At 68.0% G+C, this 26,830-nt stretch carries 23 protein-coding genes; 12 read left to right on the forward strand and 11 right to left on the reverse strand.

Annotated elements, in window-relative coordinates; genetic code table 11:
* Positions 1–1,410, forward strand: a complete 1,410-nt coding sequence (locus AC3EF3_RS03220) for a DEAD/DEAH box helicase (protein WP_488530714.1) — start codon at positions 1–3, stop codon at positions 1,408–1,410.
* Positions 1,411–1,413: 3 nt separating this feature from the next.
* Here AC3EF3_RS03220 and cueR read toward each other — a convergent pair whose 3' ends face one another.
* Both cueR and AC3EF3_RS03230 read right to left on the reverse strand, forming a co-directional pair.
* Complete coding sequence (gene cueR, locus AC3EF3_RS03225; protein ID WP_488530715.1) at positions 1,414–1,800, reverse strand: Cu(I)-responsive transcriptional regulator; 387 nt, start codon at positions 1,798–1,800, stop codon at positions 1,414–1,416.
* The gene (locus AC3EF3_RS03230) at positions 1,797–3,956 is read right to left on the reverse strand and encodes a heavy metal translocating P-type ATPase (protein WP_488530716.1); all 2,160 of its coding nucleotides are present in this window, start codon (positions 3,954–3,956) and stop codon (positions 1,797–1,799) included. Before AC3EF3_RS03230 ends, cueR begins: the two co-directional genes overlap by 4 nt.
* Positions 3,957–4,045: 89 nt before the next feature.
* On the opposite strand from AC3EF3_RS03230, the gene AC3EF3_RS03235 reads away from it, so the two are divergent.
* Positions 4,046–4,237: a heavy-metal-associated domain-containing protein gene (locus AC3EF3_RS03235; RefSeq protein ID WP_488530717.1), complete on the forward strand. Its 192-nt coding sequence runs from the start codon at positions 4,046–4,048 to the stop codon at positions 4,235–4,237.
* A gap of 1 nt (position 4,238) precedes the next feature.
* Here AC3EF3_RS03235 and AC3EF3_RS03240 read toward each other — a convergent pair whose 3' ends face one another.
* The gene (locus AC3EF3_RS03240; protein ID WP_488530718.1) at positions 4,239–5,069 is read right to left on the reverse strand and encodes a symmetrical bis(5'-nucleosyl)-tetraphosphatase; all 831 of its coding nucleotides are present in this window, start codon (positions 5,067–5,069) and stop codon (positions 4,239–4,241) included.
* A gap of 24 nt (positions 5,070–5,093) precedes the next feature.
* On the opposite strand from AC3EF3_RS03240, the gene AC3EF3_RS03245 reads away from it, so the two are divergent.
* Both AC3EF3_RS03245 and AC3EF3_RS03250 read left to right on the forward strand, forming a co-directional pair.
* Positions 5,094–6,413, forward strand: a complete 1,320-nt coding sequence (locus AC3EF3_RS03245) for a hemolysin family protein (protein WP_488530719.1) — start codon at positions 5,094–5,096, stop codon at positions 6,411–6,413.
* A gap of 21 nt (positions 6,414–6,434) precedes the next feature.
* Positions 6,435–7,187 (forward strand): SapC family protein, encoded by a 753-nt coding sequence (locus tag AC3EF3_RS03250; protein WP_488530720.1) that lies wholly within the window; start codon positions 6,435–6,437, stop codon positions 7,185–7,187.
* Positions 7,188–7,190: 3 nt separating this feature from the next.
* On the opposite strand, the gene crcB is transcribed toward AC3EF3_RS03250, so the two are convergent.
* Positions 7,191–7,577, reverse strand: coding sequence for a fluoride efflux transporter CrcB (gene crcB, locus AC3EF3_RS03255; RefSeq protein WP_488530721.1), 387 nt, complete (start codon positions 7,575–7,577; stop codon positions 7,191–7,193).
* A 111-nt stretch (positions 7,578–7,688) separates the two neighbouring features.
* Here crcB and AC3EF3_RS03260 point away from each other — a divergent pair, with 111 nt between their 5' ends.
* The gene (locus AC3EF3_RS03260) at positions 7,689–8,048 is read left to right on the forward strand and encodes a hypothetical protein (RefSeq protein WP_488530722.1); all 360 of its coding nucleotides are present in this window, start codon (positions 7,689–7,691) and stop codon (positions 8,046–8,048) included.
* Positions 8,049–8,115: 67 nt separating this feature from the next.
* Here AC3EF3_RS03260 and AC3EF3_RS03265 read toward each other — a convergent pair whose 3' ends face one another.
* Positions 8,116–11,709 (reverse strand): indolepyruvate ferredoxin oxidoreductase family protein, encoded by a 3,594-nt coding sequence (locus AC3EF3_RS03265; protein WP_488530723.1) that lies wholly within the window; start codon positions 11,707–11,709, stop codon positions 8,116–8,118.
* A gap of 77 nt (positions 11,710–11,786) precedes the next feature.
* Here AC3EF3_RS03265 and AC3EF3_RS03270 point away from each other — a divergent pair, with 77 nt between their 5' ends.
* Positions 11,787–12,287: an Lrp/AsnC family transcriptional regulator gene (locus AC3EF3_RS03270; RefSeq protein ID WP_488530724.1), complete on the forward strand. Its 501-nt coding sequence runs from the start codon at positions 11,787–11,789 to the stop codon at positions 12,285–12,287.
* Positions 12,288–12,293: 6 nt separating this feature from the next.
* On the opposite strand, the gene AC3EF3_RS03275 is transcribed toward AC3EF3_RS03270, so the two are convergent.
* From AC3EF3_RS03275 to AC3EF3_RS03300, 6 genes are read right to left on the reverse strand one after another with little or no spacing between them, the layout of a single operon-like run.
* Positions 12,294–14,426, reverse strand: coding sequence for an acetate--CoA ligase family protein (locus AC3EF3_RS03275; protein WP_488530725.1), 2,133 nt, complete (start codon positions 14,424–14,426; stop codon positions 12,294–12,296).
* Positions 14,427–14,437: 11 nt separating this feature from the next.
* A complete protein-coding gene (frc, locus tag AC3EF3_RS03280) occupies positions 14,438–15,685 on the reverse strand; it encodes a formyl-CoA transferase (RefSeq protein ID WP_488530726.1) in 1,248 nt (415 codons plus the stop codon).
* A gap of 58 nt (positions 15,686–15,743) precedes the next feature.
* Positions 15,744–17,474 (reverse strand): oxalyl-CoA decarboxylase, encoded by a 1,731-nt coding sequence (gene oxc, locus AC3EF3_RS03285; RefSeq protein ID WP_488530727.1) that lies wholly within the window; start codon positions 17,472–17,474, stop codon positions 15,744–15,746.
* A gap of 35 nt (positions 17,475–17,509) precedes the next feature.
* Positions 17,510–19,039, reverse strand: a complete 1,530-nt coding sequence (locus tag AC3EF3_RS03290) for a tripartite tricarboxylate transporter permease (RefSeq protein WP_488530728.1) — start codon at positions 19,037–19,039, stop codon at positions 17,510–17,512.
* Between the two features lie 7 nt (positions 19,040–19,046).
* Positions 19,047–19,562, reverse strand: a complete 516-nt coding sequence (locus tag AC3EF3_RS03295) for a tripartite tricarboxylate transporter TctB family protein (protein ID WP_488530729.1) — start codon at positions 19,560–19,562, stop codon at positions 19,047–19,049.
* 7 nt (positions 19,563–19,569) lie between these two features.
* Positions 19,570–20,574 carry a Bug family tripartite tricarboxylate transporter substrate binding protein gene (locus tag AC3EF3_RS03300; RefSeq protein WP_488530730.1) on the reverse strand — a complete coding sequence of 335 codons (1,005 nt, stop codon included), beginning with the start codon at positions 20,572–20,574 and terminating at the stop codon, positions 19,570–19,572.
* Between the two features lie 265 nt (positions 20,575–20,839).
* On the opposite strand from AC3EF3_RS03300, the gene paaA reads away from it, so the two are divergent.
* From paaA to paaZ, 6 genes are all read left to right on the forward strand, one after another.
* A complete protein-coding gene (paaA, locus tag AC3EF3_RS03305) occupies positions 20,840–21,850 on the forward strand; it encodes a 1,2-phenylacetyl-CoA epoxidase subunit PaaA (RefSeq protein ID WP_488530731.1) in 1,011 nt (336 codons plus the stop codon).
* A complete protein-coding gene (gene paaB, locus AC3EF3_RS03310) occupies positions 21,847–22,143 on the forward strand; it encodes a 1,2-phenylacetyl-CoA epoxidase subunit PaaB (protein ID WP_488530732.1) in 297 nt (98 codons plus the stop codon). Before paaA ends, paaB begins: the two co-directional genes overlap by 4 nt.
* A gap of 8 nt (positions 22,144–22,151) precedes the next feature.
* Positions 22,152–22,928: a 1,2-phenylacetyl-CoA epoxidase subunit PaaC gene (paaC, locus tag AC3EF3_RS03315; RefSeq protein ID WP_488530733.1), complete on the forward strand. Its 777-nt coding sequence runs from the start codon at positions 22,152–22,154 to the stop codon at positions 22,926–22,928.
* Complete coding sequence (gene paaD / locus AC3EF3_RS03320; RefSeq protein ID WP_488530734.1) at positions 22,922–23,422, forward strand: 1,2-phenylacetyl-CoA epoxidase subunit PaaD; 501 nt, start codon at positions 22,922–22,924, stop codon at positions 23,420–23,422. Before paaC ends, paaD begins: the two co-directional genes overlap by 7 nt.
* Positions 23,423–23,504: 82 nt before the next feature.
* Entirely contained in the window at positions 23,505–24,590 is a 1,086-nt protein-coding gene (gene paaE / locus AC3EF3_RS03325; protein ID WP_488530735.1) for a 1,2-phenylacetyl-CoA epoxidase subunit PaaE, read from the forward strand.
* A 13-nt stretch (positions 24,591–24,603) separates the two neighbouring features.
* Positions 24,604–26,634: a phenylacetic acid degradation bifunctional protein PaaZ gene (paaZ, locus tag AC3EF3_RS03330; protein ID WP_488530736.1), complete on the forward strand. Its 2,031-nt coding sequence runs from the start codon at positions 24,604–24,606 to the stop codon at positions 26,632–26,634.
* The last annotated feature ends 196 nt before the right edge of the window (positions 26,635–26,830 follow it).

The following is a 26,830-nucleotide window of genomic DNA, read 5'->3' on the forward strand; positions in this document are numbered from 1 at the left end:
ATGCCTAGTTCCTTCAAGAATCTCCAGCTGGCCGAGCCGCTGGCGCGCGCCGTGGCCGAAATGGGCTACGAGCAGATGACGCCGATCCAGGCGCAGGCGATTCCCGTGGTGCTGACGGGCCGGGATGTGATGGGCGCGGCCCAGACCGGCACGGGCAAGACCGCGGCTTTCTCGCTGCCCTTGCTGCAGCGGCTGCTGAAGCACGAGAACGCGTCCACCTCGCCGGCGCGCCACCCGGTGCGCGCCCTGGTGCTGCTGCCCACGCGCGAGCTGGCGGACCAGGTCGCCCAGCAGGTGAAGCTGTACGCGAAGTACACGCAGCTGCGCAGTGCAGTGGTCTTCGGCGGCATCGACATGAAGCCGCAGACGGCCGAACTGAAGCGCGGAGTCGAGATCCTCGTGGCCACGCCGGGGCGCCTGCTGGACCACATCGAGGCGAAGAACGCGGTGCTGAACCAGGTCGAGTACGTGGTGCTCGACGAGGCCGATCGCATGCTCGACATCGGCTTCCTGCCGGACCTGCAGCGCATCCTGTCGTACCTGCCCAAGCAGCGCACCACGCTCCTGTTCTCCGCGACCTTCTCGCCCGAGATCAAGCGGCTGGCCAACAGCTACCTGAACAACCCGGTCACGGTGGAAGTGGCGCGGCCGAACGAGACCGCCTCCACCGTCGAACAGCACTTCTACAGCGTGTCCGATGACGACAAGCGCCGGGCCCTCAAGCAGATCGTGCGCCAGCGCGGCCTGGCGCAGGCTTTCGTGTTCGTGAACAGCAAGCTCGGCTGCGCGCGACTGGCCCGCTCGCTCGAGCGTGACGGCCTGAAGACCACCGCCTTGCACGGCGACAAGAGCCAGGACGAGCGGTTGAAGGCACTCGCCGCCTTCAAGGCCGGCGAAGTGGATTTGCTGGTGGCTACCGACGTCGCCGCGCGCGGCCTGGACATCAAGGACGTGCCGGCCGTCTTCAACTTCGACGTGCCGTTCAACGCCGAGGACTACGTGCACCGCATCGGACGCACGGGCCGCGCGGGCGCGTCCGGCCTGGCGGTGACCTTCGTCGCGCCGAGCGACACGCGCCTGGTCGGCGACATCGAAAAACTCCTGAAGCGCAAGATCGAGCTCGAACCCGTGGAGTTCGAGGAAGACCGGCCGCGCGGCCGCATCAACGACGGCCGCCGCACCTGGCGCGAAGCGGGCGAGCTGGGCGATCCGCGCGATGTGCTCGATCGCAATCCGCGCGAACAGCGGCAGCGCCCGGCACCGGCGCCGCGCGACCCCTTCTTCGACAAGCCCTACGAGGCGCCCGCGACCGAGCAGCCGCCGGCCTGGGAACAGGCGAAGGCCGCGCCGCGCGTGTCGGCCAACATCAAGCCGAAGCGCAAGGTCGCCGCGCTGTTCAAGTCCCAATAGGACTCAGCTCGCCAGCTCCTCCAGGATCGGGCAATCCGGCCGCTCGTCGCCGCTGCAGCAATGCACCAGGTGCTGCAGCGTCTGGCGCATGGCGGCCATCTCGGCCATCTTCGCGTCGATCTCCGCCAGGTGGCGCTGCGCGATCTTCTTCACGCTGGCGCTCGATCGGCGCTGGTTCTGCCAGAGCGTGAGCAGCTCGCCGATCTCGGCCATCGAGAAACCGAGATCGCGCGCATGGCGGATGAAGCGCAGCGTGTGCACTTCCTTGTCGCCGTACTGCCTGTATCCCGCGTCGGTGCGTGCGACGGCGGGCAGCAGTCCCAGCGATTCGTAGTGCCGCACCATCTTGGCGGACACACCCGACAGCTTGGCGGCTTCACCGATGTTCATCGTGCAGTTCCCTTCCAGCGGCGCAGTGTCAGCGCGTTGGTCACCACGCTCACGCTGCTGAACGCCATCGCGGCGCCGGCGATCACCGGGCTGAGCAGCCCGAGCGCCGCCAGCGGGATGCCGACCACGTTGTAGACGAAGGCCCAGAACAGGTTCTGGCGGATCTTCGCGTAGGCCCGGCGCGAGATGTCGATCGCATCGGGCACGAGGGCCGGGTCGCCGCGCATCAGCGTGACACCGGCTGCGTGCATGGCCACGTCGGTGCCGGTGGACATCGCGATGCCGACGTCCGCCGCGGCGAGCGCGGGTGCGTCGTTGATGCCGTCGCCCACCATGGCGACCCGTTCGCCCGGACGCTTGAGGCCCGCGACCAGGGCTGCCTTCTGTTCCGGCAGGATCTCGGCGCGCACTTCGGCGATGCCGAGTTGCTTCGCGACCGCGGCGGCGCTGCCGGCGTTGTCACCCGTGAGCAGCACCGTGCGCACGCCCTGCCCATGCAGCGCGGCGATCGCGTCGGCGGCGCCAGCTTTGACCGTGTCGCCGAAGGCGAGCAGGCCGAGCAAGCGCGGTTCGTTCGTCACGTCGGCCGCCCACGACACGGTGCGGCCCTCTGCCTGCAGTTGTGCGGCGCGCGCTTGCAGGGCCGAAGTTTCCACATGCAATTCGTTCATCAGGCGGGTGCTGCCCAGACGCAATTCGCGCCCGGCGACCTGCGCGGCGGCGCCGCGGCCCGCCAGGGCGCGGACGTTCGTCGCGCGCTCGAACACAAGGCCTTCGCGCACCGCCGCCTCGACCACGGCCCGAGCCAGCGGATGTTCGCTGCCCTGCTGGATGGACGCGCTGGCTGCGAGCAGCGCATCGCGATCGCCCTGCACCGGTTCGATCGCGACCAGCCGCGGCTTGCCTTCGGTCAGCGTGCCGGTCTTGTCGAAAGCGATGGTCGTGATGCCGTGGGCGAGCTCGAGCGCCTCGGCGTCCTTGATCAGGATGCCATGCCGCGCCGCCACGCCGGTGCCGGCCATGATGGCCGTCGGGGTGGCGAGGCCCAGCGCGCAGGGACAGGCGATGACCAGCACGGCGACGGCGTCGAGGATGGCCGCCTCCCAGTCGCCCGTCAGCAGCCCCCAGCCGAGCAGCGTGACGAAGGCGATCGCCACGACGATGGGCACGAACACTTCGCTCACCTTGTCGACCAGCCGCTGGATCGGTGCCTTGCGCGCCTGCGCCGTCTCGACCAGCCGCACGATGCGCGCGAGCGTCGTCTCGGCGCCCACGGCCGTGGTCTTGACGACCAGCAGTCCCTGCGCGTTCACTGCGCCGCCCGTGACGTGGTCGCCTTCGTGCTTGGCCACCGGCAGGCTCTCGCCGGTGATCAGCGATTCGTCCACTTCGCTCGCACCTTCGAGCACCGTGCCGTCCACGGGGATTCGCTCGCCGGGACGCACGACCACGATGTCGCCGAGCCGCACCTGCGCGATCGGGACTTCGCCCTCGTCATCGCCGCGGCGCACGCGCGCAACGTCGGGCCGCAACGCATTCAACGCCCGGATGGCTTCCGTGGTCTGGCGTTTGGCGCGCGCCTCCAGCCATTTGCCCAGCAGCACCAGCGTGGTCACGACGGCGGAGGCCTCGAAGTAAAGGTGGCCCATCGCGTCCCCGCCGTGCTTCACGAGCTCGTACACGCTCAGGCCGTAGCCCGCCGAGGTGCCCAGCGCCACCAGCAGGTCCATGTTGCCGGCGCGGGCCTCGAGCGCCTTCCAGCCGGCGCGGTAGAAGCGTGCGCCCAGCCAGAACTGCACCGGCGTGGCCAGCGCGAACTGCCACCAGCCGGGCAGGGCCCAGGCGGCGCCGAAAGGCATCGCGAGCATCGGCAGGATCAGCGGCAGCGACAGCAAAGCGGACAAGGCCACCGGCCAACCGTCGTGCTTCGGCGGCTGCCGGCGTTCGGCTTCGCCCACTTCGTAGCCGGCCTTCTCGACCGCCGCCCGCATGGCATCGAGCTTGACGCCCGCATCCGCTTTCACGGTGGCGATCTCGGTCGCCAGGTTGACGCTCGCCTCGCGCACGCCCGGCACCCTGGCCAGCGCCTTTTCGACCCGCGAGGCACAGCTCGCGCAGGTCATGCCTTCGACCGGCAATGTCCAATCCGTACTCATGGGCGCAGTATCAAGCTTCCCATGATGTCAATGTCAAGTCCCGCGGAGCCCTTGACCTTCCCATTGTGGGAAGGTCTACACTTTTACGCATGATCCAGCTCAACATCCCCTCGATGAGTTGCGGCCATTGCGTGAAGGCGGTGACGCAGGCCGTGCAGCAGGTCGATCCGCAGGCGAAGGTCGCGGTCGACCTGGGCACGAAGCAGGTGCAGGTCGACTCGCAAGCCGACCGGCAGAAGATCGTCGAATCGCTGCGCGAAGCCGGCTACGAGCCGGCGTGAGTCACTCGCCCGGCGCCTGCGCCTGCTCGCAGTCGACCTGAATCAGCTCGTGGTCGCCTTGCGGCGAGAGGCGCAAGGCCGACAGGCAGCCGCCCCACACGCAGCCGGTGTCGAGGGAGATCAGGTCGGGCCGGCGCAGCCAGCCCAGTGTGGACCAGTGGCCGAAGGCGATGGTGACGTTCGCGGTGCGCCGGCCCGGCACGTCGAACCAGGGCAGCGTGCCCGGCGGCGCCTGGCCCGGGCCGCCCGAGGCCTTCAGGTGCATGGTGCCGTCGGGCGTGCAGAAGCGCAGGCGCGTCAGGGCGTTGACGATGACGCGCAGGCGGTCGGCGCCCCGCAGGCCATCGCTCCATTGCGCCGGCTCGTTGCCGTACATCTTCGGCAGAAACATCGAGAGTTCCGCTCCGCGCAGCACCGCTTCGACTTCCGCCGCCAGCCCCATGACCTGCGCCGCGTCCCATTGCGGCAGTACGCCGCCATGGACCATCAACAGGCCGTGCTCGTGCATCGCCATCTTCTGCGCGCGCAGCCAATCGAGCATCGCCTCGCGCTCGGGTGCCTGCAGCACCACGTCCATCGTGTCGTTGCCGTGCGGCGCGCGATGGCCGCGCGCGACGGCGATCAGGCTCAGGTCGTGGTTGCCCAGCACGCAGCGCGCCGAACCGCCGTAAGCCATGAGGCGGCGCAGCACGCGGTCGGACTCGGGCCCGCGGTTCACCAGGTCGCCGAGGAAGTACAGCGTGTCGCGGCTGGGTGAAAAGGCGATTTTCTCCAGCAGCCGCCCGAGCGGCCCGTCGCAGCCTTGCACGTCGCCGATCAGATACAGTGCCATCGTGTCCGATTCTCCCATTGCCTGATGGATGTCCTGCTGATCGCGCTGCTGACGCTGCTCAACGGCGTGTTCGCCATGTCCGAGATGGCGCTGGCGTCCAGCCGCAAGGCGCGCCTGCTGGCGATGGCCGAGGAAGGCGACCGCGGCGCACATGCCGCGCTGCGCCTGATGGACCATCCGACGCAGTTCCTCTCCACAGTGCAGGTCGGCATCACGGCCACGGGTGTCTTGAACGGCATCGTGGGCGAGGCGGCGTTCAGCGCCGGGGTCGCGCGCTGGCTGGAAGGGCTGGGCCTGGCGCCCGGCGCGTCGGGCATCGTCGCCACCGGCCTGGTCGTCGCGGCGATCACGTTCATCACGATCATCATCGGCGAGCTGGTGCCCAAGCGCATCGGGCAGATCTATCCCGAGCCGGTGTCGCGTTGGTGCGCGCGGCCGATGGCGTTGCTGGCGCGCGCCGCCGGGCCGTTCGTCAAACTGCTCTCCTGGACGACGCAGGCGATCCTCAAGCTCCTGCGCATCGACAACACGCGCGTGCGCGGCATGACCGAGGAGGAGATCGCGCACAGCCTGGAGGAAGGCGTCGATGCCGGCGTGATCGAGCAGCACGAGCGCCAGATGGTGCAGAACGTGTTCCATCTGGACGACCGGCCGCTCACCTCGATGATGGTGCCGCGCTCGGACATCGACTGGCTCGAGGCGAACCGCACGCCGGCCGAGTGCATCGCGCAGGTGGCCCGCGCCGAGCCGCATTCCTGGTACCCGGTGTGCCGCGGCTCGCTCGACGACGTCGTCGGCGTGGTGAGCGTGGCGCAGCTGCTGGCCCTGCGCGACGAGACGACGAAGACGATCGACACGATCGCCACGCCCGCGCAGTTCCTGCCCGAGACGCTCACCGGCATGGAGCTGCTCGAGCAGTTCCGCGCGAAGTCCGGTCGCATGGTGTTCGTGGTCGACGAGTACGGCGTGGTGCAAGGGATCATGACGCCGCACGATTTGCTGGAAGCGATCACGGGCGAGCTCAAGCCCGAAGTCCACACCGAAGCATGGGCCACGCAGCGCGAGGACGGCTCGTGGCTGCTCGACGGCCTGATGCCGGTGGCGGAGCTGAAGGCGCGCCTGGACATCCGCGAGCTGCCCGACGAGGACCGGGGGCTGTACAACACGCTGGCGGGACTGTTGATGTCGGTGTCGGGCCACCTGCCGGCGACCGGCGAGCGCATCGAGTGCGCGCACTGGATGTTCGAGGTCGTCGATCTCGATGGCAAGCGCATCGACAAGGTGCTGGCCGTGCACGCGCCGCCCGCGCCCGCGGCCGAGCCCGATGCGGCTGGCGTGTCCTGAGCGCGGCGAGGAGCGAGCCCGGTGTCGAACGCCGTCTATTACGAGAAACCCGTGCTGCTGGATCGCGAGCGGCACAAGCGCCTGAAGGTGCGTGCCAGCCACAGCTTCGCTTTCGCGCGCCAGGCCAACTCGGTGTACCTCGCCGGCGTGGAATTCAGCGAGGCGATGAAGGAGTACGCCATCGTCTTCACGCGCGCCACGAGCGGCCGCATGGTGCCGGTCGCGATGCTGGGGCTGCGCGAACGCGAGAACCTGTTCATCGACGAGAAGGAGCAGTGGAGCGCGCGCTATGTCCCGGCCTTCGTGCGGCGCTACCCCTTCGTGCTGGCGCAGCTCGGCGGCGAGCAGCTGGGCGTGTGCATCGACGAGGCCTACGGGGGCTTCAACCAGGAGGAAGGCGAGGCCCTGTTCGACGAGAAGGGCGCCAACACGCCGTTCCTGGCGAATGCCATGGACTTCCTCGAGCGCTACCAGCGCGAGTTCGCGCGCACCGAAGTCTTCTGCCAGCGGCTGGAGCAAGCGGGACTGCTGCGCGAGATGAACGCGAATGCGCAGCTCACCGACGGCCGCAGCTTCACCGTGAGTAGCCTGTACGTGGTGGACGAGCCCAAGCTGATGGCCCTGCCCGATGCGGTGGCGCTGTCGCTGTTCCGCTCGGGCGAGCTGCACCTCGTCTCCATGCACCTGGCCTCGCTGTCGAACATGAATGCGCTGGTCGACCGGATGGCCGGTCGCGCTGCGCCGCCGATCCGGCCCGCCCCCAAGCCGGCCTGACCTTCAGGTGGATGACCTGAACAGGTGCACCGTCCAGATCCCGAGGGCGGTGAGCGCGAAGGACCCGGCCAGGTGCACCGCGGCCACGGTGAACGCCGCGAGGAAGCGCGCCTCGTGCATCAGCACCACGACCTCGGCCGAGTAGGTCGAAAAGGTGGTGAGCCCGCCGAGGAAGCCCGTCACGACGAACAGACGGATCTCCGGCGGCAGGTCGGGCCGTTCGCCGAAATAGGCGACAGCGATCCCGATCAGGTAGCCGCCGAGCAGGTTCGCCGCAAGCGTGCCCAGAGGCAGGGACTCGTGCAGCGGGTTGAAGCGCCCGGCCAGCAGCCAGCGCAGCAGCGCGCCCAGGGAAGCGCCGGCGGCGATGGAGGCAATGGAGCCGAGCATGGGCGGATTCTAGGGGCCGCCCCGCCAGGCCCATCCTTTCAGCGGCAGCCGTTGGTCGCTGCCGCGGTTGCCGCGGGATCGCCATTCAGCGCCGTCGAGCCGGGAAGAGTCGTGCTGGCACTGCTGCCCAGCGTCGACGAGCTTCCCAGCGTGCTGGCCGGTGGACCGCCCATCGCGCTGGTGCCGGTCGATGGCGTCGTGCTGCCCAGGCTGCCCGGCGTGGTCGGGCCCGCCAGCGCGCTCGAGACCGCACTGTCGGTCGCCCCGATATTGGCCGTGCCCACGACGCTGCCCGTGGTTGGGCCCGCGCTCGAACTCGACGACACCGGGCCGCTGCTGCCCAGCGTGCTCGAACCCAGCGCCTGCGAGCTCGTCGTGGTGCCGCAAGGCGAGCCGAGCGGCGCGCCCGGGCTGGTCTGCGCCAGCGCCGCGCCTGCGCTGGCGGCCAGTGCAGCCAACGCCATCCGATAGGCCAATGTCTTCATGTCGAGGCTCCTTGAAAGTGAATCCTTCTTGGAGGCCCGCATGCCGCGCGCGTTCAATGCGCGCCAGCGCTGACGCGGATGCCGCGGATCTGTCCCGCTTCGCGCGACTGGGGCGGACGCGGGTACCTCTGCGGATCGAACCGGTGCAACAGTTCCGCTTCGCGCGCCCGGGCCAGCGCGACGTTGGCGAGCTTCACGTGGCCAAAGCCGCGCATCGAGAGCGGCAGCGCGGCGATGTCGCACGCGACCTTCAGGCGCTCAGGCGATAACGCGCAGGAGATCGCCTCGATGCGATCGCGGTACTGCGCGATCAGCTCGCGTTCCATGCGCCGCTCCTGCGTGCGGCCGAAGAGGTCCAGGGCCGTGCCGCGCAGTCGCCGCCCGTGCGCGAGCAGCTTCATCGCCGGCATCATCCACGGGCCCAGGCGCACCTTGCGCGGCGGCTGGCCGTCTTTCGCCTTCGCGATCGCCGGCGGCGCCATGTAGAACTCCAGCTGCACGTCGCCCTCGAACTGGTGGTGCAGCGAGCGCAGGAACTGGCCGTCGGTGTACAGGCGCGCCACTTCGTACTCGTCCTTGTACGCCATGAGCTTCAGGAGGCTTTGGGCGACGGCGCGGGTGAAGGGCAACTGCCCATCGATCGCGGCGCCTTGTTCGCGCTGCATCACCGCGCGCACGAAGACTTCGTACCGCTTCGCATAGGCCGCGCTCTGGTAGCCGGTGAGATGCGCGACGCCGCGCGCGATCAAGGCTTCGATGCTTTCGAGCCGGGGCTCGCCATCGAGCCCGGCATCTTCCTCGCCGGCCAGCAGTTGCGCGATGGCCTGCGGGTCGGCCGCGGCCAGCCGTCCGAGCGAGAACGCCAGCTTGTTGTTCTCCACCGCGACGGCGTTGAGTTCGATCGCGCGCATCAGCGCTTCCAGGCTCACCGGCACGAGGCCGCGCTGCCACGCGTAGCCGAGCGAGAGGATGTTCGAGACGATCGAGTCGCCGAGGAAGGTTTCCGCGAGCGTCTGCGCATCCAGCGTTTCGACGCGCTCTGCGCCGGCGGCAAACTTCAGCTTGTCGAGCAGCGCCGGGATCTTCAGGCTCGCGTCCGGGTTGCGCAGGCTCTCGGCGACGGGAACCTCGTGCACGTTCGCGAGGATGCGGGTGCGGCCGTGGCGCACGGTGCCCAGCGCCTCGGGCGAGGCGCCGACCACGACGTCGCAGGCGAGCAGCGCGTCGGCCTGCTGCGTGTCGATGCGCACCTGGTTCAGGCGCGACGGGACGTCCGCCAGCCGCACGAAGCTCAGGACCGAGCCGCCCTTCTGCGCGAAGCCCATGAAGTCCAGCACGCTCGCGCTCTTGCCTTCGAGGTGGGCGGCCATCGAGATCAGCGCGCCGACCGTGACGACGCCCGTGCCGCCGACACCCGTGACGAGCAGGTCGTAGGGGCCGGTCCAGTTCCATGTTGCGGGGCGCGGCAATGCGGCGACGCGGCGCACGAAGTCGCCCGATCCCCCCGCCAATGCCCCGGCCTGCTTGCGCACCTTGCCGCCCAGCACGCCGACGAAACTGGGGCAGAAGCCCTTCGCGCAGGAGTAGTCCTTGTTGCAGCTGGACTGGTCGATCTTGCGCTTGCGCCCCAGCGGCGTTTCCAGTGGCAGCACGGCGACGCAGTTGGATTGCACCGAGCAGTCGCCGCAGCCTTCGCACACGCGGTCGTTGATGAAGACGCGCCGCGCCGGATCGACCATCTCGCCCTTCTTGCGCCGGCGGCGCTTTTCGGCGGCGCAGGTCTGCTCGTAGATCAGCACCGTGACGCCTTCGATCTCGCGCAGGCGCCGCTGCACGGCGTCGAGCTCGCTGCGGTCGTGGAACTCGGTGCCCGCGGGGAAGCGGCCATGCATCGCGTCGTACTTGTGGATGTCGTCCGAGAGCACGACGACCTTCTTCACGCCTTCCGCTTCCACCTGGCGCGCGATGCCGTCGACGCTGATGAATCCGTCGATCGGCTGGCCGCCCGTCATCGCCACTGCGTCGTTGTAGAGGATCTTGTAGGTGATCGTGGTCCGCGCGGCCACCGCCTGGCGGATCGCGAGGTAACCGGAGTGGTAATAGGTGCCGTCGCCCAGGTTCTGGAACACGTGCGGCACCTTCGTGAACATCGCGTGCGAGACCCAGTCCACGCCTTCACCGCCCATCTGGATCAGGCCTTCGGTCGCGCGGTCCATCCAGCTGGCCATGAAGTGGCAGCCGATGCCGGCTTGCGCGTGCGAACCTTCGGGCACCTGGGTCGAGGTGTTGTGCGGGCAGCCGGCGCAGAAGTAAGGCAGGCGCTTGACGCTGTCGCTTTCGTTGGAGAGCAGCTGTGGGGGAGTGAAGTCGCGCACCAGGTGGCGGCGGTCCAGGTCCGGGTAATGCGCGGCGAGCCAGTTGGCGATGATCTCGATGAGGCGCGAGGGCCGCAGCTCGCCGACGTCGGACACCAGCGCCGCGCCGCTCGCGTCCTTCTTGCCGATGATGGCGGGCCGCACGGCCGCGTTGTAGAAGAGGTCGCGCAGCTGCGTCTCGACCACCGGGCCCTTTTCCTCGATCACCAGGATCTCGCCGAGGCCGCGCGCGAACTCGGTCATGCGCGCAGGCTCGATCGGGTAGGTGAGGCCCAGTTTGTAGATGCGCACGCCGTGCTGCGCGAGTGTCTGCGGCGAGATCTCCAGCCGCCGCAGCACCTCCATGAAGTCGTAGTGCGCCTTGCCGGCCGTGACGATGCCCACCGTGGCGTGCGCGCTCTCGGCGATGTGGCGGTCGATCGAGTTCACCCGCGCGAACGCGCGCACGGCGTCGAGCTTGGCGTGCAGGCGCTGCTCGATCACGAGCGAGGGCAGGTCGGGCCAGCGGTAGTGAAGGCCGCCGGGCGGCGGCGTGTAGCCGGTCGCCTCCATCACGGTCTTCGCGTCCTGCCACGCGGCCACGCGCGCGTTGACCAGGTCGAGATCGACGGTGGAGGCGCTCTCGACCACCTCCGACAGCGCCGTGAAGCCGACCCAGTTGCCCGAGAAGCGCGACAGCTGCCAGCCGTACAGGCCGAACTCGAGGTACTCGGCGACGTTGGCCGGCGAGACGATGGGCGCATGCCAGGACTGGAAGGCCCGGTCGCTCTGGTGCGGCATGGACGACGAGACGCAACCGTGGTCGTCGCCCGCGATCATCAGCACGCCGCCGTGCGGCGACGCGCCATAGGCGTTGCCGTGCTTGAGCGCGTCGCCCGCGCGATCGACGCCCGGCCCCTTGCCGTACCACATCGCGAAGACGCCCTCGCAGGTGCGTTCGGGGTCCGCTTCGACGCGCTGCGTGCCGAGCACCGCGGTGGCGCCGAGCTCCTCGTTGATCGCGGGCAGGAAGCGGATGCCGGCTTCCTCGAACTTCTTGCCGGCCTTCCAGACCGCGAGGTCGACCATGCCCAGCGGCGAGCCGCGGTAGCCGCTGATGAAGCCGCGCGTGTCCAGGCCCGCGGCTGCATCGCGCTGCCGCTGCATGAGCATGAGGCGCACCAGCGCCTGCGTGCCGGTGAGGAAGATCGCGCCGCTTTTCGCCCAGAGCGAGTCGCTGAGCTGGTAGTCGGGGCGGGCGATCGCCGATTCGGAAGGGACGGTCTCGAGCATGGCCAAGCTTAGGCCGCGGGACGGGAAAAAGGGTTCTCTTTTCTGCCGGTACGCCAGCGGTGGGAGAATGTTGTTCTATGGAAGCCTTGGACCGCCAGGATCTGATTCTCCTTTCCGAGCTGCAGCGCGATTCGCGCCAGACCGTGCAGCAGCTCGCCGCCGCCGCCGGCCTGTCGGGCACGCCGGCGTGGAAGCGCATCAAGGAGATGGAGTCCAGCGGCGTGATCCGCGGCTACACGGCGCTGGTCGATCGCGAAAAAGTCGGCCTGCAGCTGTGCGTGCTCGCCGAGATCAACCTCACGCGGCACAACGAGGACGACGTGCGCCGCTTCGAGCGCGAAGCGGCCACCTGCCCGCAGATCGTGAGCTGCTACGCGACCACCGGCCAGGCCGACTACGTGATCAAGGTGCTCGTGCCCGACATCAAGGCCTACGAAGGCTTCCTGCACGAGCGCCTGTTCAAGATGCCCGGCGTGACGCACGTGAGATCGAGCGTCGTGCTCAAGGAGATCAAGTCGGAGACGCGGCTGCCTTTCGAGGCGCCCAAGGCCGCCCCCCGGCCGCGAAAGCAGCGCTGACGCCGATCACAGCAGGCCCGCGGCCCGGGCCCACTGGTACTTCGCACCGAGGATCTCCACCGGGATCTCCGTGGAGTAGGCGTAGGCCGGGATGCCGTTCTCGTACAGGTACTGCGCGGCCTCCTCGACTTCCACGTCGCCGGCGAGCGAGGCGACCACGGGCTTGACCTTGCCCTTCTCCTTCATCTCGTTGACCACCGTCACCATGTTCCTCGCGAACACCATGGGCGGCGTCACGATCGTGTGCCAGTAGCCGAGGATCAGCGCGTGGATGCGGTCGTCCTCCAGGCCCAGGCGCACCGTGTTCATGTAGGTGATGGGCGGCTCGCCGCCGGTGATGTCCACCGGGTTGCCGGCCGCGCCGAAGGGCGGGATGAACTTGCGGAACGCCTCGTCGAGGTCCTTGGGCATGGGCTTGAGCAGCTTCAGGCCGTTGTCGACGCAGGCGTCGGACAGCAGCACGCCCGAGCCGCCGGCGCCCGTGATGATCACCACGTTCTCGCCCTTGGGCGTGGGCAGGATAGGCACGCCGCGCGAGAAGTCGAGCATCTGGCGCAGGCTCTTCGCCCGGATCACGCCGCTCTGGCGCAGCACGTCGTCGTAGATCCTATCGGTGCCGGCGACGGCGCCGGTGTGCGACGCGGCCGCGGCGGCGCCCATCGCGGTGCGGCCGGCCTTGAGCATGATCACGGGCTTCTTCTTCGAGACGCGCTTGGCCACTTCCGCGAACGCGCGACCGTCCTTCAGGTCCTCGGCGTGCTGCGCGATGACCTTGGTGTTGTCGTCCTGCTCGAAGAACAGGAGCAGGTCGTCCTCGTCGATGTCGGACTTGTTGCCCAGGCCGACGATCGCCGACACGCCCATCTTCGCCGAGCGCGAGTAACCGATGATCGCCATGCCGATGCCGCCCGACTGCGATGACAGGGCGGTGGAACCCTTGTAGTCGTACGCCGTGCAGAACGTGGCGCACAGGTTGGCGGGTGTGTAATAGAAGCCGTAGATGTTGGGCCCCATCAGGCGGATGTTGTACTCGCGCCCGATGCGCTGCAGCTCCTCCTGGCCTTCGATGTTGCCCGTCTCGCCGAAGCCCGAGGGGATCAGGATGGCGCCGGCGACCTTCTTCTCGCCGCATTCCTTCAAGGCGCTCGCGACCAGCTTGCCGGGAATCGCGAAGACGGCGGTGTCGATCTCGCCCGGCACGTCCTTCACGCTCTTGAAGGCCTTGATCCCCATGATCTCGGCTTCCTTCGGGTGGATCGGGTAGATCGTGCCTTTGTAGCCGCCGTTGATCAGGTTCTTCATCACCGAGTTGCCGATCTTGCCGGTCTCGTTCGACGCGCCGATCACCGCCACGGCCTTCGGCCGCATGATCCGGTTCATGGCCGTGACCACGTCCTTCTCGTCTGGGCGATAGCGCGCAGGCTTGGGCTCGAAGTTCACGACGATGCGCACGTCGGCCGCGATCGCGCCGCTCTTGCTGGCGAACACCGGGTTCAGGTCCATCTCGGCGATCTCGGGGAAATCGTGCACCAGCTGGCTCACGCGCACGATGATGTCCGTGAGCGCCTCACGGTTCACCGCATCGCCGCCGCGCACGCCCTTGAGCATCTCCGCGGCCTGGATCGAATCGAGCATCGACAGGGCGTCTTCCTTCGTCGCGGGGGCAAGGCGGAAGGTGACGTCCTTGAGCACTTCGACCAGCACGCCGCCCAGGCCGAAGGCGACCAGCTTGCCGAAGCTGTCGTCCGTCATCGCGCCCACGATGACTTCCTGGCCGCCCTGGATCATCTGCTGGACCTGCACGCCGGCGATCTTCGCGTCGGCCTTGTACTTCTTCGCGTTGGCGACGATCTTCTCGTACGCCGCGGCCGCTTCCGCCGCGCTCTTCACGCCCACGACCACGCCGCCGGCTTCGGTCTTGTGCAGGATGTCCGGCGACACGATCTTCATCACGACCGGGTAGCCCATCGAATCCGCGAGCTTCGATGCTTCGGCGGCACTCGCGACCACGCCTTCCCTGGGCACCCCGATGCCGTAGGCGTCGCACACGAGCTTGCCTTCGGGCGCCGTGAGCGAGTCGCGGCCCGCCTTCCTGACGTCGTCGAGGATCTGGCGGACCTTGCTCTTGTCGAAATTCATGACGCTTCCTTTCAGATCACTTTGGCGGCGCGCATCGCGGCGATCTCCGAGGCGGAGTAGCCGAGCTGCTTCAGGACTTCCTCGGTGTGCTCGCCCAGCAGCGGCGAGCGCGTGACTTCGGTGGGGCTGTCCGACAGCTTGATCGGGTTGCCCACCGACAGGTACTTGCCGCGTGTGGGGTGGTCGATCTCGACGACGGTGCCGGTGGCGCGCAGCGACGGCTCCTCGGCGAGTTCCTTCATCGACAGGATCGGCCCGCACGGGATGTCGTACTTGTTCAGGATATCGGTCGCCTCGAACTTCGTCTTGGTCTTGGTCCACTCCTCGATGCGCGCGAAGATCGACTTCAGGTGCGGCAGGCGCGCCTTGGGTGTCGCGTAGTTCGGGTCGGTGATCCAGTGCTCCTCGCCGATCACCTTGCAGATCGCCTCCCACACCGGCGCCTGCGTGATGAAATAGATGTAGGCGTTGGGGTCCGTCTGCCAGCCCTTGCATTTCAGGATCCAGCCGGGCTGGCCGCCGCCGGAGGCATTGCCCGCGCGCGGCACGGCTTCGCCGAATTCCCGGTCCGGGTACTGCGGATACTCCTCGAGCACACGCCGGCGCTCCAGGCGCTGCTGGTCGCGCAGTTTCACGCGGCACAGGTTCAGCACGGCGTCCTGCATCGCGGCGAGCACGCGCTGGCCCTTGCCGGTGGTGTTGCGCTGGTAGAGCGCGGTGACGATGCCCAGCGCCAGGTGCAGGCCCGTGCCCGAATCGCCGATCTGCGCGCCGGTGATCAGGGGCGGACCGTCGTCGAAGCCGGTGGTGGAGGCGGCCCCACCCGTGCACTGCGCGACGTTCTCGTACACCTTGGTGTCTTCGTAGGGGCCGGGCCCGAAGCCCTTGACCGACGCCATGATCATGCGCGGATTGAGCTGCTGGATCCGCTCCCAGCCGAAGCCCATGCGGTCCATCGCGCCGGGCGCGAAGTTCTCGACCAGCACGTCGCATTCCCTGACCAGCCGCTCGAGCACCTCCTTGCCCTTGGGGTCCTTGGTGTTGACGGTGATCGAACGCTTGTTGTGGTTCAACATCGTGAAGTAGAGGCTGTCCACGCCGTCGATGTCGCGCAGCTGGCTGCGCGTCGCATCGCCTTCACCCGCTTTCTCCACCTTGATCACGTCGGCGCCGAACCATGCCAGCAGCTGCGTGCAGGTGGGGCCGGATTGCACGTGGGTGAAGTCGAGGATCTTCACCCCATCGAGGGCTCTGCTCATTCGGAAACCTCCGTGCTGTGCACTGCGGTGCGAGCGCCTACGGGCGGCCGGGCGGCGCTCATGCTTTCCCCTTCTTCGCCGCCGCGGGGTTCAGGCTGGTGATGCGTCCGCTCTCGGTGCCGGCCGCTTCGTCGATGATCGCGTTGACCAGGGTCGGCTTGCCGCTGGCCACGGCTTCGTCGATGGCCGCCCGCAGTTCGGCGCGGGTGGCGGCGCGCACGCCGACGCCGCCGAAGGCCTGCATCATCATTTCGTAGCGGGCGTCCTTCACGAACTGCGTGGGCGCCATCGCGTCGCCGCGCGGGTTGACGTCCGTGCCCTTGTAGATGCCGTTGTTGTTGAAGACGACCACGCAGACCGGCAGGTTGTAGCGGCAGATCGTCTCCACTTCCATGCCGGAGAAGCCGAAGGCGCTGTCGCCGCACACCGCGATGACGGGCTTGCCCGTGACCACCGCGGCTGCCACCGAGTAGCCCATGCCGATGCCCATGATGCCCCAGGTACCCACGTCGATGCGCTTGCGCGGCTGGTACATGTCGACGATGGACCGGCAGAAGTCCAGCGTGTTGGCGCCTTCGTTGACGAGGATCGCGTCCGGGCGTTCCTTGATCTTGTCCCGGACGACGGAGAGCGCCGTCTGGAACGTCATCGGCGAGGTCTCCTTCGCGAGGGTCTCGCTCATCCTGGTGAGGTTCTTGTCCTTGCGCTCGGCGATGGCGCCCGTCCAGTCGGCGGGCGGCTTGCTCCAGCCGGAGCCGATCGCGGCGTTGAGCGCCGCCATGCACGAGCCGATGTCACCGATCACCGGCGCGGCGGTGGCGACGTTGCTGTCGGGCTCGATGGGGGAGATGTCGACCTGGATGAATTTCGCCCGGGTCGGTTCCTTGGCCGATGCGGCGCCCCAGGTCTTGCCCTTGCCGTGCGAGAGCAGCCAGTTCAGGCGCGCGCCCACCAGCATCACCACGTCGGCTTCGGCCAGCACGTAGGAGCGGGCGGCCGAGGCGCACTGCGCATGGGTGTCGGGCAACAGGCCCTTGGCCATCGACATCGGCAGGTAGGGCACGCCGGTAGTCTCGATGAACTTGCGGATCTCCGCGTCGGCCCGCGCGTACGCGGCGCCCTTGCCCAGGATCACGAGGGGCTTCTTCGCGCCCTTGAGCAGGTCGACCGCGCGCTTCACTGCGTCCGGCGCCGGGATCTGCTTGGGTGCGGGGTCCACGACCTTGATCAGCGACTTCCTGCCGGCTTCGGCATCCACGGTCTGCGCGAACAGCTTCGCCGGCAGGTCGAGGTACACGCCACCGGGACGGCCCGACAGCGCGGAGCGGATCGCGCGCGCCAAGCCCACGCCGATGTCCTCGGCATGCAGCACGCGGAAGGCCGCCTTGCACAGCGGCTTCGCGATGGCGAGCTGGTCCATCTCCTCGTAGTCGCCCTGCTGCAGGTCCACGATCTCGCGCTCGCTGGACCCCGACACCAGGATCATGGGGAAGCAGTTCGTCGTGGCGTTCGCCAGTGCGGTGAGGCCGTTGAGGAAGCCCGGCGCGGACACCGTGAAGCAGATCCCGGGCTGGCCCGTGAGGTAGCCGTGCGCGGCCGCGGCGTTGCCCGCGTGTTGCTCGTGCCGGAAGGAGATCACCTTCAGCCCCTGCGCCTGCGCCATGCGCAGGAAGTCGGTGATCGGGATCCCGGGCAGGGCATAGATCGTGTCGATGCCATTGAGTTTCAGTGCATCGATGACGAGATGGAAACCATCCGTCGCTTCCGCGGCTTGCGTTTCGGCATTCATGGTGGACTACCTGGAGGTGTGTGGAAAATGATGGTTCAGTCGACCGGCTGCTCCTGGGCGAATTCCATCGGCTTCGGTCGGCGGATGCGGGCCCACGCCCTGGACAGCAGCGGCCAGACCAGAAGCAGCAGTGCCAGCGTGGTGATGGTGCCCACGAGCGGGTTCGACCACATGATGAGCACGTCGCCCTGCGACACCAGCATCGCCTGGCGGAAGGAGTCCTCGGCCTTGTCGCCGAGCACCAGGGCCAGCACCAGCGGCGCCAGCGGATAGTCGAGCTTCTTGAACACGTAGCCGATCACGCCGAACCCGAGCATGAACCACACGTCGAGCATGGCGTTGTGCACCGTGTACGCGCCGATCGCGCAGATGACGACGATGACGGGCGCAATGATCGAGAAGGGCACGCGCAGGATGGCGGCGAACAGCGGCACCGTGGTCAGCACGATCAGCAGCCCCGCGATGTTGCCCAGGTACATGGAGGCGATCAGGCCCCAGACGAAATCCTTCTGCTCCACGAACAGCAGCGGTCCGGGCTGCAACCCCCAGATCAGCAGGCCGCCGAGCAGCACCGCCGCCGTCGGCGAGCCCGGGATGCCCAGGGCCAGCATCGGCAGCAGCGCGCTCGTGCCCGCGGCGTGCGCCGCGGTCTCCGGGGCGACGACGCCTTCGATCTGGCCGGTGCCGAACTTGGCGCCGTCGCGCGACATCTTCTTGGCCAGGCCATAGGACATGAACGATGCGGGCGTGGCGCCCCCCGGCGTGATGCCCATCCAGATGCCCACCACGGCGCTGCGCAGCGAGGTGACCCAGTAGCGCGGCAGCTCCTTCCACGTCTGCAGCACCACCTTGGGATCGAGCTTGGCGGTCTTGCCGGAGAACGCCAGCCCTTCTTCCATGGACAGCAGGATTTCGCCGATGCCGAACAGGCCGATCACCGCGATCAGGAAGTCGAAGCCGCGCATCAGGTCCGGGATGCCGAAGGTCAGGCGCAACTGGCCCGTCACGGTGTCCATGCCCACCGCCGCCAGCGCGAAGCCGATCGTCATCGAGGCCAGGATCTTGAAGGGCGAGCCCTTGCCCATGCCCACGAAGCTGCAGAAGGTGAGCAGGTACACCGCGAAGAACTCGGGCGGCCCGAACTTCAGCGCGAACTTCGCCACCAGCGGCGCGAGGAAGGTGATCATCACCACCGCGACGAAGGCACCGACGAAGGACGAGGTGAATGCCGCGGTGAGCGCCTTGCCCGCCTGCCCCTTCTGCGCCATCGGGTAGCCGTCGAAGGTGGTGGCGACGGACCAGGGCTCGCCGGGGATGTTGAACAGGATGGAGGTGATGGCGCCGCCGAAGAGCGCGCCCCAGTAGATGCACGACAGCATGATGATCGCCGAGGTCGGCGACATGCTGAACGTGAGCGGCAGCAGGATGGCCACGCCGTTCGCGCCGCCCAGGCCCGGCAGCACGCCGATCAGCACACCCAGGACGATGCCGACCATCATCAGCCCCATGTTCAGGGGCGAGAGCACGACCGCGAAGCCATGGAACAGGGAGCTGAGTTCTTCCATGCGGTCCTCAGTAGCCGGTGAACTGGAGCAGGTTGAATTCGCCCTTGAACAGCGGCACCTTGAACCAGGCTTCGAACATCAAGAAGAAGAGGGCCATGATCACCACGGCGGCGATCGTGCCTTTCAGCGGCGAATACTTGCCCAGCACCGTCATGAAGAGCGCGATGTACACGGCTGACGCGATGTACACGCCGATCAGCTGCACGGCCAGCACGTAGAAGGCCGCCGGGATCAGCACGGTGAGCACCTGCTTGAGCTGCCCGCGGTCGACGAAGATGTCGTCGGGGCGATGGCGCAGCGTCTGGACGAATATGACGGCGCCCGAGATGCACATGATCAGGCTGATGTAGAAGGGAAAGTAGCCGGGGCCGGGACCGTCGCTGGTCCACTTCGAGCCGAGGTGCCAGCTGCCGATCAGGACCGTCAGGCCGAGGCCGAACACGATCAGCGCCACCGCCAGCTCCATGGCGAACGTCCCGACGCCGCGGCGGACGGCGCCGCTTTCGCTGCCCTGCGTTTCCATCGTGCGCCTACTTGGCCAGGAAGCCCGCGTCCTTCATCAGCTCGCGATGCATCTGTTCGGCCTTGCCCAGCCAGCTGACGAACGCCTCGCCCTCCATGGTGGTCTGGTTGAAGGCGCCCTTTTCCATGTAGTCCTTCCATTCGGGCGTGGCGCGCACTTTCCTGAGCAGCTCCACGTAGAACTTCTTCTGGTCCTCGGTCACGCCCGGCGGCATGAAGATGCCGCGCAGCATGGTGTAGGTGGTCGGCACGCCCGACTCCTTGCACGTCGGGATGTCCTGCCACGACTGCTTGTCGGTGATCTTGGCCGGATACGGCATGCGCTTGTCGTCGAACACGCACAGCGCGCGCAGCTGGCCGGCGCGCCACTGCGCCACGGCCTCGATCGGGTTGTTGACGGTGGAGTCCACGTGCTTGCCGACCAGTTGCACGGCCACCTCGCCGCCGCCCTTGAACGGCACGTAGATGAACTTGGTGCCGGTGGCCTTCTCGATGCCCGCGGTGAGGATCTGGTCCTCCTGCTTCGAGCCGGTGCCGCCCATCTTCATCTTGTTCGGGCCGGCGGCCTTCACCGCATCCAGGTATTCCTTGGCCGTCTTGTACGGGGTGTCGGCGTTGACCCACAGCACGAAGTTGTCCAGCGCCATCATGGACACCGGCGTCATGTCGCGCCAGTTGAACGGCACGCCGGTGGCCAGCGGCGTGGTGAACAGGTTCGAGAGCGTGACCACGAGCTTGTGCGGGTCGCCCTTGGCGCTCTTCACGTCGAGGAAGCCCTCCGCGCCCGCGCCGCCGGACTTGTTGACGACGACGAGCGGCTGCTTCATGAGGTTGTGCTTGGCCACGACGCCCTGGATCAGGCGCGCCATCTGGTCGGCCCCGCCACCGGTGCCGGCCGGCACCACGAATTCAACGGGCTTGGTGGGCTCCCACGCCGCATGTGCGGCAGGTGCCAGTGCCGCTGCGACGGCGAGCGCGCCCGCGAAGCGGACGAACTGGTCTCGGGTACTCATCGCGTTGCCTCCTGTGTCCTGGACGATTTTGTCTTGGCGAAAGTGAAGTTGGTAGTGATCGCGGGTTTGTCCGGGGTGATGCGTTCACGGGCGCTAGCGAGAAAGTCCGCTCCCGTCTGTACGCATACAAACGACTGGCTGTAGTGTCCCCACGCGTCGGAGGGCAGGCACAGCGGCTGACCTCGCGGTGTCCTTGCGCCACGGCGGCATTCCCCTTATCATTACCCAACCGACCGGTCGGTTAATCAATCCCGGAGACAACCGCATGTACACGCAGGCCATGGACACCATGGGCAAGGAGGGCGGCGTCGCGAAGCCCAAGGCCGTGCGCTCGGCCGAGGACGCTGCGCGCGAGGACGCCTTCGAGGCACGCATCGCCGATGGCGAGTTCATCGAGCCCAAGGACTGGATGCCGGAGCACTACCGCAAGACGCTGGTGCGGCAGATCAGCCAGCACGCGCACTCCGAGATCGTCGGCATGCTGCCCGAGGGCAACTGGATCTCGCGGGCGCCCACGCTCAAGCGCAAGGCGATCCTGCTCGCGAAGGTGCAGGACGAGGGCGGGCACGGGCTCTATCTGTACTCAGCGGCCGAGACGCTGGGCACTTCGCGCGACCAGATGATCGAGGCGCTGCACACGGGCCGCGCGAAGTATTCGTCGATCTTCAACTACCCGACGCTTACCTGGGCCGATGTCGGCGTGATCGGCTGGCTCGTCGACGGCGCGGCGATCATGAACCAGGTGCCGATCTGCCGCTGCAGCTACGGCCCGTACGCGCGCGCGATGATCCGCATCTGCCGCGAAGAGAGCTTCCACCAGCGGCAAGGCTTCGAGAGCCTGCTCACCATGATGGAAAAGGGCACGCAGGCGCAGCGCGAGATGGTGCAGGACGCGGTGAACCGCTGGTGGTGGCCGTCCATCATGATGTTCGGCCCGCCCGACGACCAGTCGCCCAACTCCGCGCAGTCGATGCGCTGGGGCATCAAGCGCGTATCGAACGACGAACTGCGCCAGCGCTTCATCGACGCGACCGCCGAGCAGGCGAAGGTGCTCGGCATCACGCTGCCCGACGCCGAGCTGAAATGGAACGAGGCGCGCCAGCACTACGACTTCGGCGCGATCGACTGGAACGAGTTCTGGAACGTGGTGAACGGCAACGGCCCATGCAATCGCGAACGCCTTGCCGCGCGGGTGAAGGCCTGGGACGAAGGCCAGTGGGTGCGCGACGCGGCGCTGGCGTATGCGGACAAGCAGCAGATGAAGGAGGCCGCATGACTGATGTGGTGAAGAACGAGTGGCCGTTGTGGGAGGTTTTCGTGCGCTCGAAGTCGGGCCTGGACCACAAGCACTGCGGCAGCCTGCACGCGGCCGATGCCAGGATGGCGATCCAGATGGCGCGCGACGTCTACACGCGACGCCAGGAAGGCACCAGCATATGGGTCGTGCGCTCGGACCACATCGTGGCGAGCGACCCGGGCGAGAAGGGCGAGTACTTCGACCCGATGGAGGACAAGGTGTACCGCCACCCGACCTTCTACAAGCTGCCGCCATCCGTCGACCACATGTGAGGGCCGCGATGCAGGCGACATCGATCCGGGTGAGCACGCACCCGCAAGTCCAATACCTCCTGCGCATCGGCGACACCGCGCTGGTCCTCGCGCAGCGCACGGCCGAATGGACCGGGCATGCGCCGGTGCTGGAGGAAGACATCGCGCTCGCCAACATCGGGCTGGACCTGCTCGGGCAGGCGCGCGGCCTCCTCACGCGCGCCGGCGAGATCGAGGGCGCGGGGCACGACGAGGACCAGCTCGCCTTCCTGCGCGAGGAGCGCGAGTATCGGAACGTCACGCTGGTGGAACTGCCGCGCGGCGACTTCGCGGTGACGGTCATGCGCAACACGATCATGGCGACGTTCTTCAAGTTGCTGTGGGCGCGGCTCGCGGAATCGAGCGACGCCGAGGTCGCCGCGATCGCGGGCAAGGCGATCAAGGAAGCGCGCTATCACCAGCAGCACTCGGCCGACTGGCTGGTGCGGCTCGGCCAGGGCACGGAAGAATCGAAGCGGCGCGTGACGAAGGCGCTGGCCGAGCTCTGGCCCTACACCGCAGAGCTGTTTGCGGACGACAAGGTGGACGAAGCCGCGGCGCAGTCGGGCCTGGGCCCGCGCTGGAGCGAATTGCAGGACGCGTGGCTCACCGAAATGGGTGCGCTGCTGCGCGAAGCGGACCTCGCGCTGCCGGCCCGCACGCCCTTCGTTTCGACCGGCAAGACCGGCGTGCACAGCGAACACATGGGTTTCATCCTCGCCGAGATGCAGTACCTGCAGCGCGCGTACCCGGGAGGCACGTGGTGACGCGCGCCGAACGTGCGTGGGCGGTGCTCGGCGGGGTGCTCGATCCCGAGGTGCCGGCCTTGTCGGTGCGCGACCTCGGCATCGTGCGCGACGTGATCGATCACGGCGACGAGCTGGAAGTCGTCCTCACGCCGACGTACTCGGGCTGTCCGGCCACCGAAGTCATCGAAGAGAGCGTCCTGTCGGCCATTGCCGCCGAGGGGTTGGGCCCTGCGCGCGCCACGCTGCGGCGCGCCCCGGCGTGGACCACCGACTGGATCAGCGACGAAGGCAAGCGCAAGCTGCGCGAGTACGGGATCGCGCCGCCGGGTCCGACGATGCCCGAAGCCGCCGTGCCGATCCGCCTGGTCGGCCGCCGCACCGAGGCGATCGCCTGTCCGCACTGCGGCAGCCTGCACACCGAGAAGCTCTCCGCGTTCGGCTCCACGGCCTGCAAGGCGCTGTACCGCTGCCTGTCCTGCCGCGAGCCGTTCGAACATTTCAAGCCGATATGACGACCCCCACGCTCACCACTTCGTGTGATCGCTGCCCCCCGAGGGGGCCCTCGCCTCCTTGGGGCGGCCCGGCGGAGGCTCAATGAGCGCCCTGTTCCATCCGCTGCGCGTCAAGAGCATCACGCCCGACACGCAGGAAGCGGTCGTCGTCACCTTCGAGGTGCCCGGCGAGCTGCGTGAAGTGTTCGGCTTCACGCAAGGGCAGTACCTCACGCTGCGCAAGCAGATCGACGGCCAGGACCTGCGGCGCTCGTATTCGATCTGCGCGGGCGTGGACGACGGCGAGCTGCGCGTGGGGGTGCGCAAGGTGAAGGGCGGCACGTTCTCGATCTGGATCAACGAGCACCTGCAGCCCGGCGACACGATCAACGTGATGGCGCCGCAAGGGCGCTTCTTCGTGCCGATCGAGCCGCAAGCGCGGCGGCATCACGTCGGCATCGCCGGCGGCAGCGGCATCACCCCGATCCTCTCCATCATGAAGACGGTGCTCGCGCGCGAGCCCGGGAGCCGCTTCACGCTGGTGTACGGCAACCGGTCGCTGCGATCCACCATGTTCAAGGAGGAGCTCGAAGACCTCAAGGACAAGTACATGACGCGGCTGGTGCTGCACCACGTGTTCTCCGACGAGCACACCGACGCGCCGATCAACATGGGCCTGATGAACCGCGACAAGATCCGCGAGTTCCTCGACACTGTCGTTCCCGCGGCGGGCATCGACCACGCCTACATCTGCGGGCCGTTCCAGATGAACGACGAGGCCGAGGCCGCGTTGCTGGCGGCCGGCGTGCCCGAAGACCGGATCCACATCGAGCGCTTCGGCGTGCCGCAGCAGGCCGCCGCGCAGGTGGGCGCGGTGGTGCACGACGCGCAGCCGGGCGATGCCGAACAGGCGAAGGTGACGATCATCCGCGATGGCCTCAAGCGCGAGATCCAGTTCTACAAGGGCCAGCCCAGCATCCTCGACTGCGCGTCCGCCGCGGGACTGGAGGTGCCCTTCTCATGCACGTCCGGCGTCTGCGGCACCTGCCGCGCGAAGGTGGTCGAAGGCGACGTGCGCATGGAGCGCAACTTCGCGCTGGACAAGAAGGAGGTCGCCGCGGGCTTCGTGCTCACCTGCCAGGCGCACCCGATGACCGAACGCGTGGTGCTGTCGTTCGACGAGCGCTGATCAGGAGACGAACATGAACGTGGTGCAGAGTTACATCGGCGGACGCTGGATCGGCCGCGAGGCTTCGCAGCCGCTGCGCAGCGCGATCAACGGAAAACCGGTCGCGAGCACGCATGCGGAGAAGATCGATTTCGCCGAGGCGGTGGAATACGCGCGCAGGGCCGGCGTGCCCAACCTGCTCAAGCTCGATTTCCAGCAGCGCGCCGAACGGCTGAAGGCGCTGACGAAGTTCCTCAATGAACGCAAGGAGGAGCTGTACGCCGTTTCGACGCACACCGGCGCGACGCGCACCGACAGCTGGATCGACATCGAAGGCGGCAGCGGCACGCTGTTCGCCTACGCAGGCGTCGGCGCGAACGAGCTGCCCTCGGGCAACTTAGTGCACGAGGGCCCGGCGATCCCGCTCGGCAAGAAAGGCGCGTTCGCGGGCACGCACATCCTGGTGCCACGCGGCGGGCTCGCGGTGCACATCAACGCGTTCAACTTCCCGGTGTGGGGCCTGCTCGAGAAATTCGCGCCCAGTTTCCTGGCGGGCGTGCCGTGCATCGGCAAGCCGGCGACGTCCACGAGCTATCTCACCGAAGCAATGGTGCGGCTGGTCGTGGAGTCCGGCATCCTGCCCGAGGGCGCGCTGCAGCTCGTGATCGGCGGCACGGGCGACCTGCTCGATCGCCTCGAAGGCTCGGACGTGGTGACCTTCACCGGTTCGGCCGACACGGCGGCGAAGCTGCGCGTGCACCCGAACATCGTGCGGCACTCGATCCCGTTCAACGCCGAAGCCGATTCGCTCAACATGGCCGTGCTCGCGCCGGACGTCACCCCCGCCGACGAGGAGTTCGACCTGTACGTGAAGGAAGTCGCGCGCGAGATGACGGTGAAGGCCGGGCAGAAGTGCACGGCGATCCGGCGCGCGATCGTGCCGAAGCAGTACGTCGACGAGGTCGCGAAACGCCTGAAGGCGCGACTCGCGAAAACGGTGATCGGCGATCCGTCGCTGGAGGACGTGCGCATGGGCGCGCTCGCCTCGCACGACCAGCAGCGCGACGTGGGCGAGCGCGTGGCGGCGCTGATGAAGAACGCCGAGCTGGTGTTCGGCGAACGCGACGGTTTCGCACCCAAAGGTGACGGCGTGGCCGAGGGCGCCTTCTTCGCGCCGACGCTGTTGCTGGCGCGCAATCCGCTGGGCGACGACAGCGTGCACGACATCGAAGCCTTCGGGCCGGTGAGCACGCTCATGGCGTACGACGACATCGACGAGGCCGCCGCGCTGGCCGCGAAGGGCAAGGGCAGTCTCGTCGGCACCCTCGTGACGAAAGACCCGGCCACGGCCGCGCGCTTCGTGCCGATGGCCGCGATGACGCACGGGCGCATCCTGATCCTCGATCGCGAGGCCGCGGCCGAATCGACCGGCCACGGTTCACCGCTGCCGATGCTCAAGCACGGCGGCCCTGGCCGCGCCGGCGGCGGTGAAGAACTGGGCGGCGTACGCGCCGTCAAGCACTACCTGCAGCGCGCCGCCGTGCAAGGCTCACCGACCATGCTGGCGGCCGTGACGCGCGAGCATGTGCGCGGCGCGAAGGTGCACGAGGACGGCGTCCATCCGTTCCGCAAGTATTTCGAGGACCTTGCGGTCGGCGATTCGCTGCTCACGCACCGGCGCACCGTCGGCGAGGCCGACATCGTGAACTTCGGCGGCATCTCGGGCGACTACTTCTACATGCACTTCGACGAGATCGCCGCGAAAGAGAGTCCCTTCGGCAAGCGCATCGCGCATGGTTACTTCGTGCTGTCGGCCGCCGCCGGCCTCTTCGTCGAGCCGAAGCCCGGCCCGGTGCTGGCGAACTACGGCCTGGACACGCTGCGCTTCGTGAAGCCCGTGGGCATCGGCGACACGATCCAGGCGCGCCTCACGGCCAAGCGCAAGATCGACAAGAAGAAGGACCAGGGGGTGGTCGCGTGGGACGTCGAGGTGACGAACCAGAACGGCGAGCTGGTCGCGAGCTACGACATCCTGACGCTGGTGGCCAAGCGGCCGACGGCCTGAACCCTCGCACGGGGGCTCGCGTCAGGCGGTGCCCGTCAGGCCTCATCTAAAAATCGGCCCGCCGGGCACCGCCTGACGCGAGTGGCGCGCAGCGCTCGATCGACCCTCTGTGAAGACCAGAGATGCAGGGTTGCGGTCGGGGAGGGCTTTTCGCGGGGCCATTCGCGTACCCCAGCGGGTAGTTCTGGCGCGATCG

This window comes from Ramlibacter sp. GS1-15, from assembly GCF_057785015.1.

Bases quoted from the DNA above. Each gene is read 5' to 3' on its own strand.
- paaC (WP_488530733.1), top strand. From the start codon at position 22,152: ATGCAGGCGACATCGATCCGGGTGAGCACGCACCCGCAAGTCCAATAC.
- frc (WP_488530726.1), bottom strand. From the start codon at position 15,685: ATGAGCAGAGCCCTCGATGGGGTGAAGATCCTCGACTTCACCCACGTG.
- AC3EF3_RS03290 (WP_488530728.1), bottom strand. From the start codon at position 19,039: ATGGAAGAACTCAGCTCCCTGTTCCATGGCTTCGCGGTCGTGCTCTCG.
- AC3EF3_RS03240 (WP_488530718.1), bottom strand. From the start codon at position 5,069: ATGGCACTGTATCTGATCGGCGACGTGCAAGGCTGCGACGGGCCGCTC.
- paaZ (WP_488530736.1), top strand. From the start codon at position 24,604: ATGAACGTGGTGCAGAGTTACATCGGCGGACGCTGGATCGGCCGCGAG.
- crcB (WP_488530721.1), bottom strand. From the start codon at position 7,577: ATGCTCGGCTCCATTGCCTCCATCGCCGCCGGCGCTTCCCTGGGCGCG.
- cueR (WP_488530715.1), bottom strand. From the start codon at position 1,800: ATGAACATCGGTGAAGCCGCCAAGCTGTCGGGTGTGTCCGCCAAGATG.
- paaE (WP_488530735.1), top strand. From the start codon at position 23,505: ATGAGCGCCCTGTTCCATCCGCTGCGCGTCAAGAGCATCACGCCCGAC.
- AC3EF3_RS03235 (WP_488530717.1), top strand. From the start codon at position 4,046: ATGATCCAGCTCAACATCCCCTCGATGAGTTGCGGCCATTGCGTGAAG.
- oxc (WP_488530727.1), bottom strand. From the start codon at position 17,474: ATGAATGCCGAAACGCAAGCCGCGGAAGCGACGGATGGTTTCCATCTC.
- AC3EF3_RS03270 (WP_488530724.1), top strand. From the start codon at position 11,787: ATGGAAGCCTTGGACCGCCAGGATCTGATTCTCCTTTCCGAGCTGCAG.
- AC3EF3_RS03300 (WP_488530730.1), bottom strand. From the start codon at position 20,574: ATGAGTACCCGAGACCAGTTCGTCCGCTTCGCGGGCGCGCTCGCCGTC.
- AC3EF3_RS03295 (WP_488530729.1), bottom strand. From the start codon at position 19,562: ATGGAAACGCAGGGCAGCGAAAGCGGCGCCGTCCGCCGCGGCGTCGGG.
- paaB (WP_488530732.1), top strand. From the start codon at position 21,847: ATGACTGATGTGGTGAAGAACGAGTGGCCGTTGTGGGAGGTTTTCGTG.
- AC3EF3_RS03275 (WP_488530725.1), bottom strand. From the start codon at position 14,426: ATGAATTTCGACAAGAGCAAGGTCCGCCAGATCCTCGACGACGTCAGG.
- AC3EF3_RS03230 (WP_488530716.1), bottom strand. From the start codon at position 3,956: ATGAGTACGGATTGGACATTGCCGGTCGAAGGCATGACCTGCGCGAGC.
- AC3EF3_RS03220 (WP_488530714.1), top strand. From the start codon at position 1: ATGCCTAGTTCCTTCAAGAATCTCCAGCTGGCCGAGCCGCTGGCGCGC.
- AC3EF3_RS03245 (WP_488530719.1), top strand. From the start codon at position 5,094: ATGGATGTCCTGCTGATCGCGCTGCTGACGCTGCTCAACGGCGTGTTC.
- paaA (WP_488530731.1), top strand. From the start codon at position 20,840: ATGTACACGCAGGCCATGGACACCATGGGCAAGGAGGGCGGCGTCGCG.
- AC3EF3_RS03265 (WP_488530723.1), bottom strand. From the start codon at position 11,709: ATGCTCGAGACCGTCCCTTCCGAATCGGCGATCGCCCGCCCCGACTAC.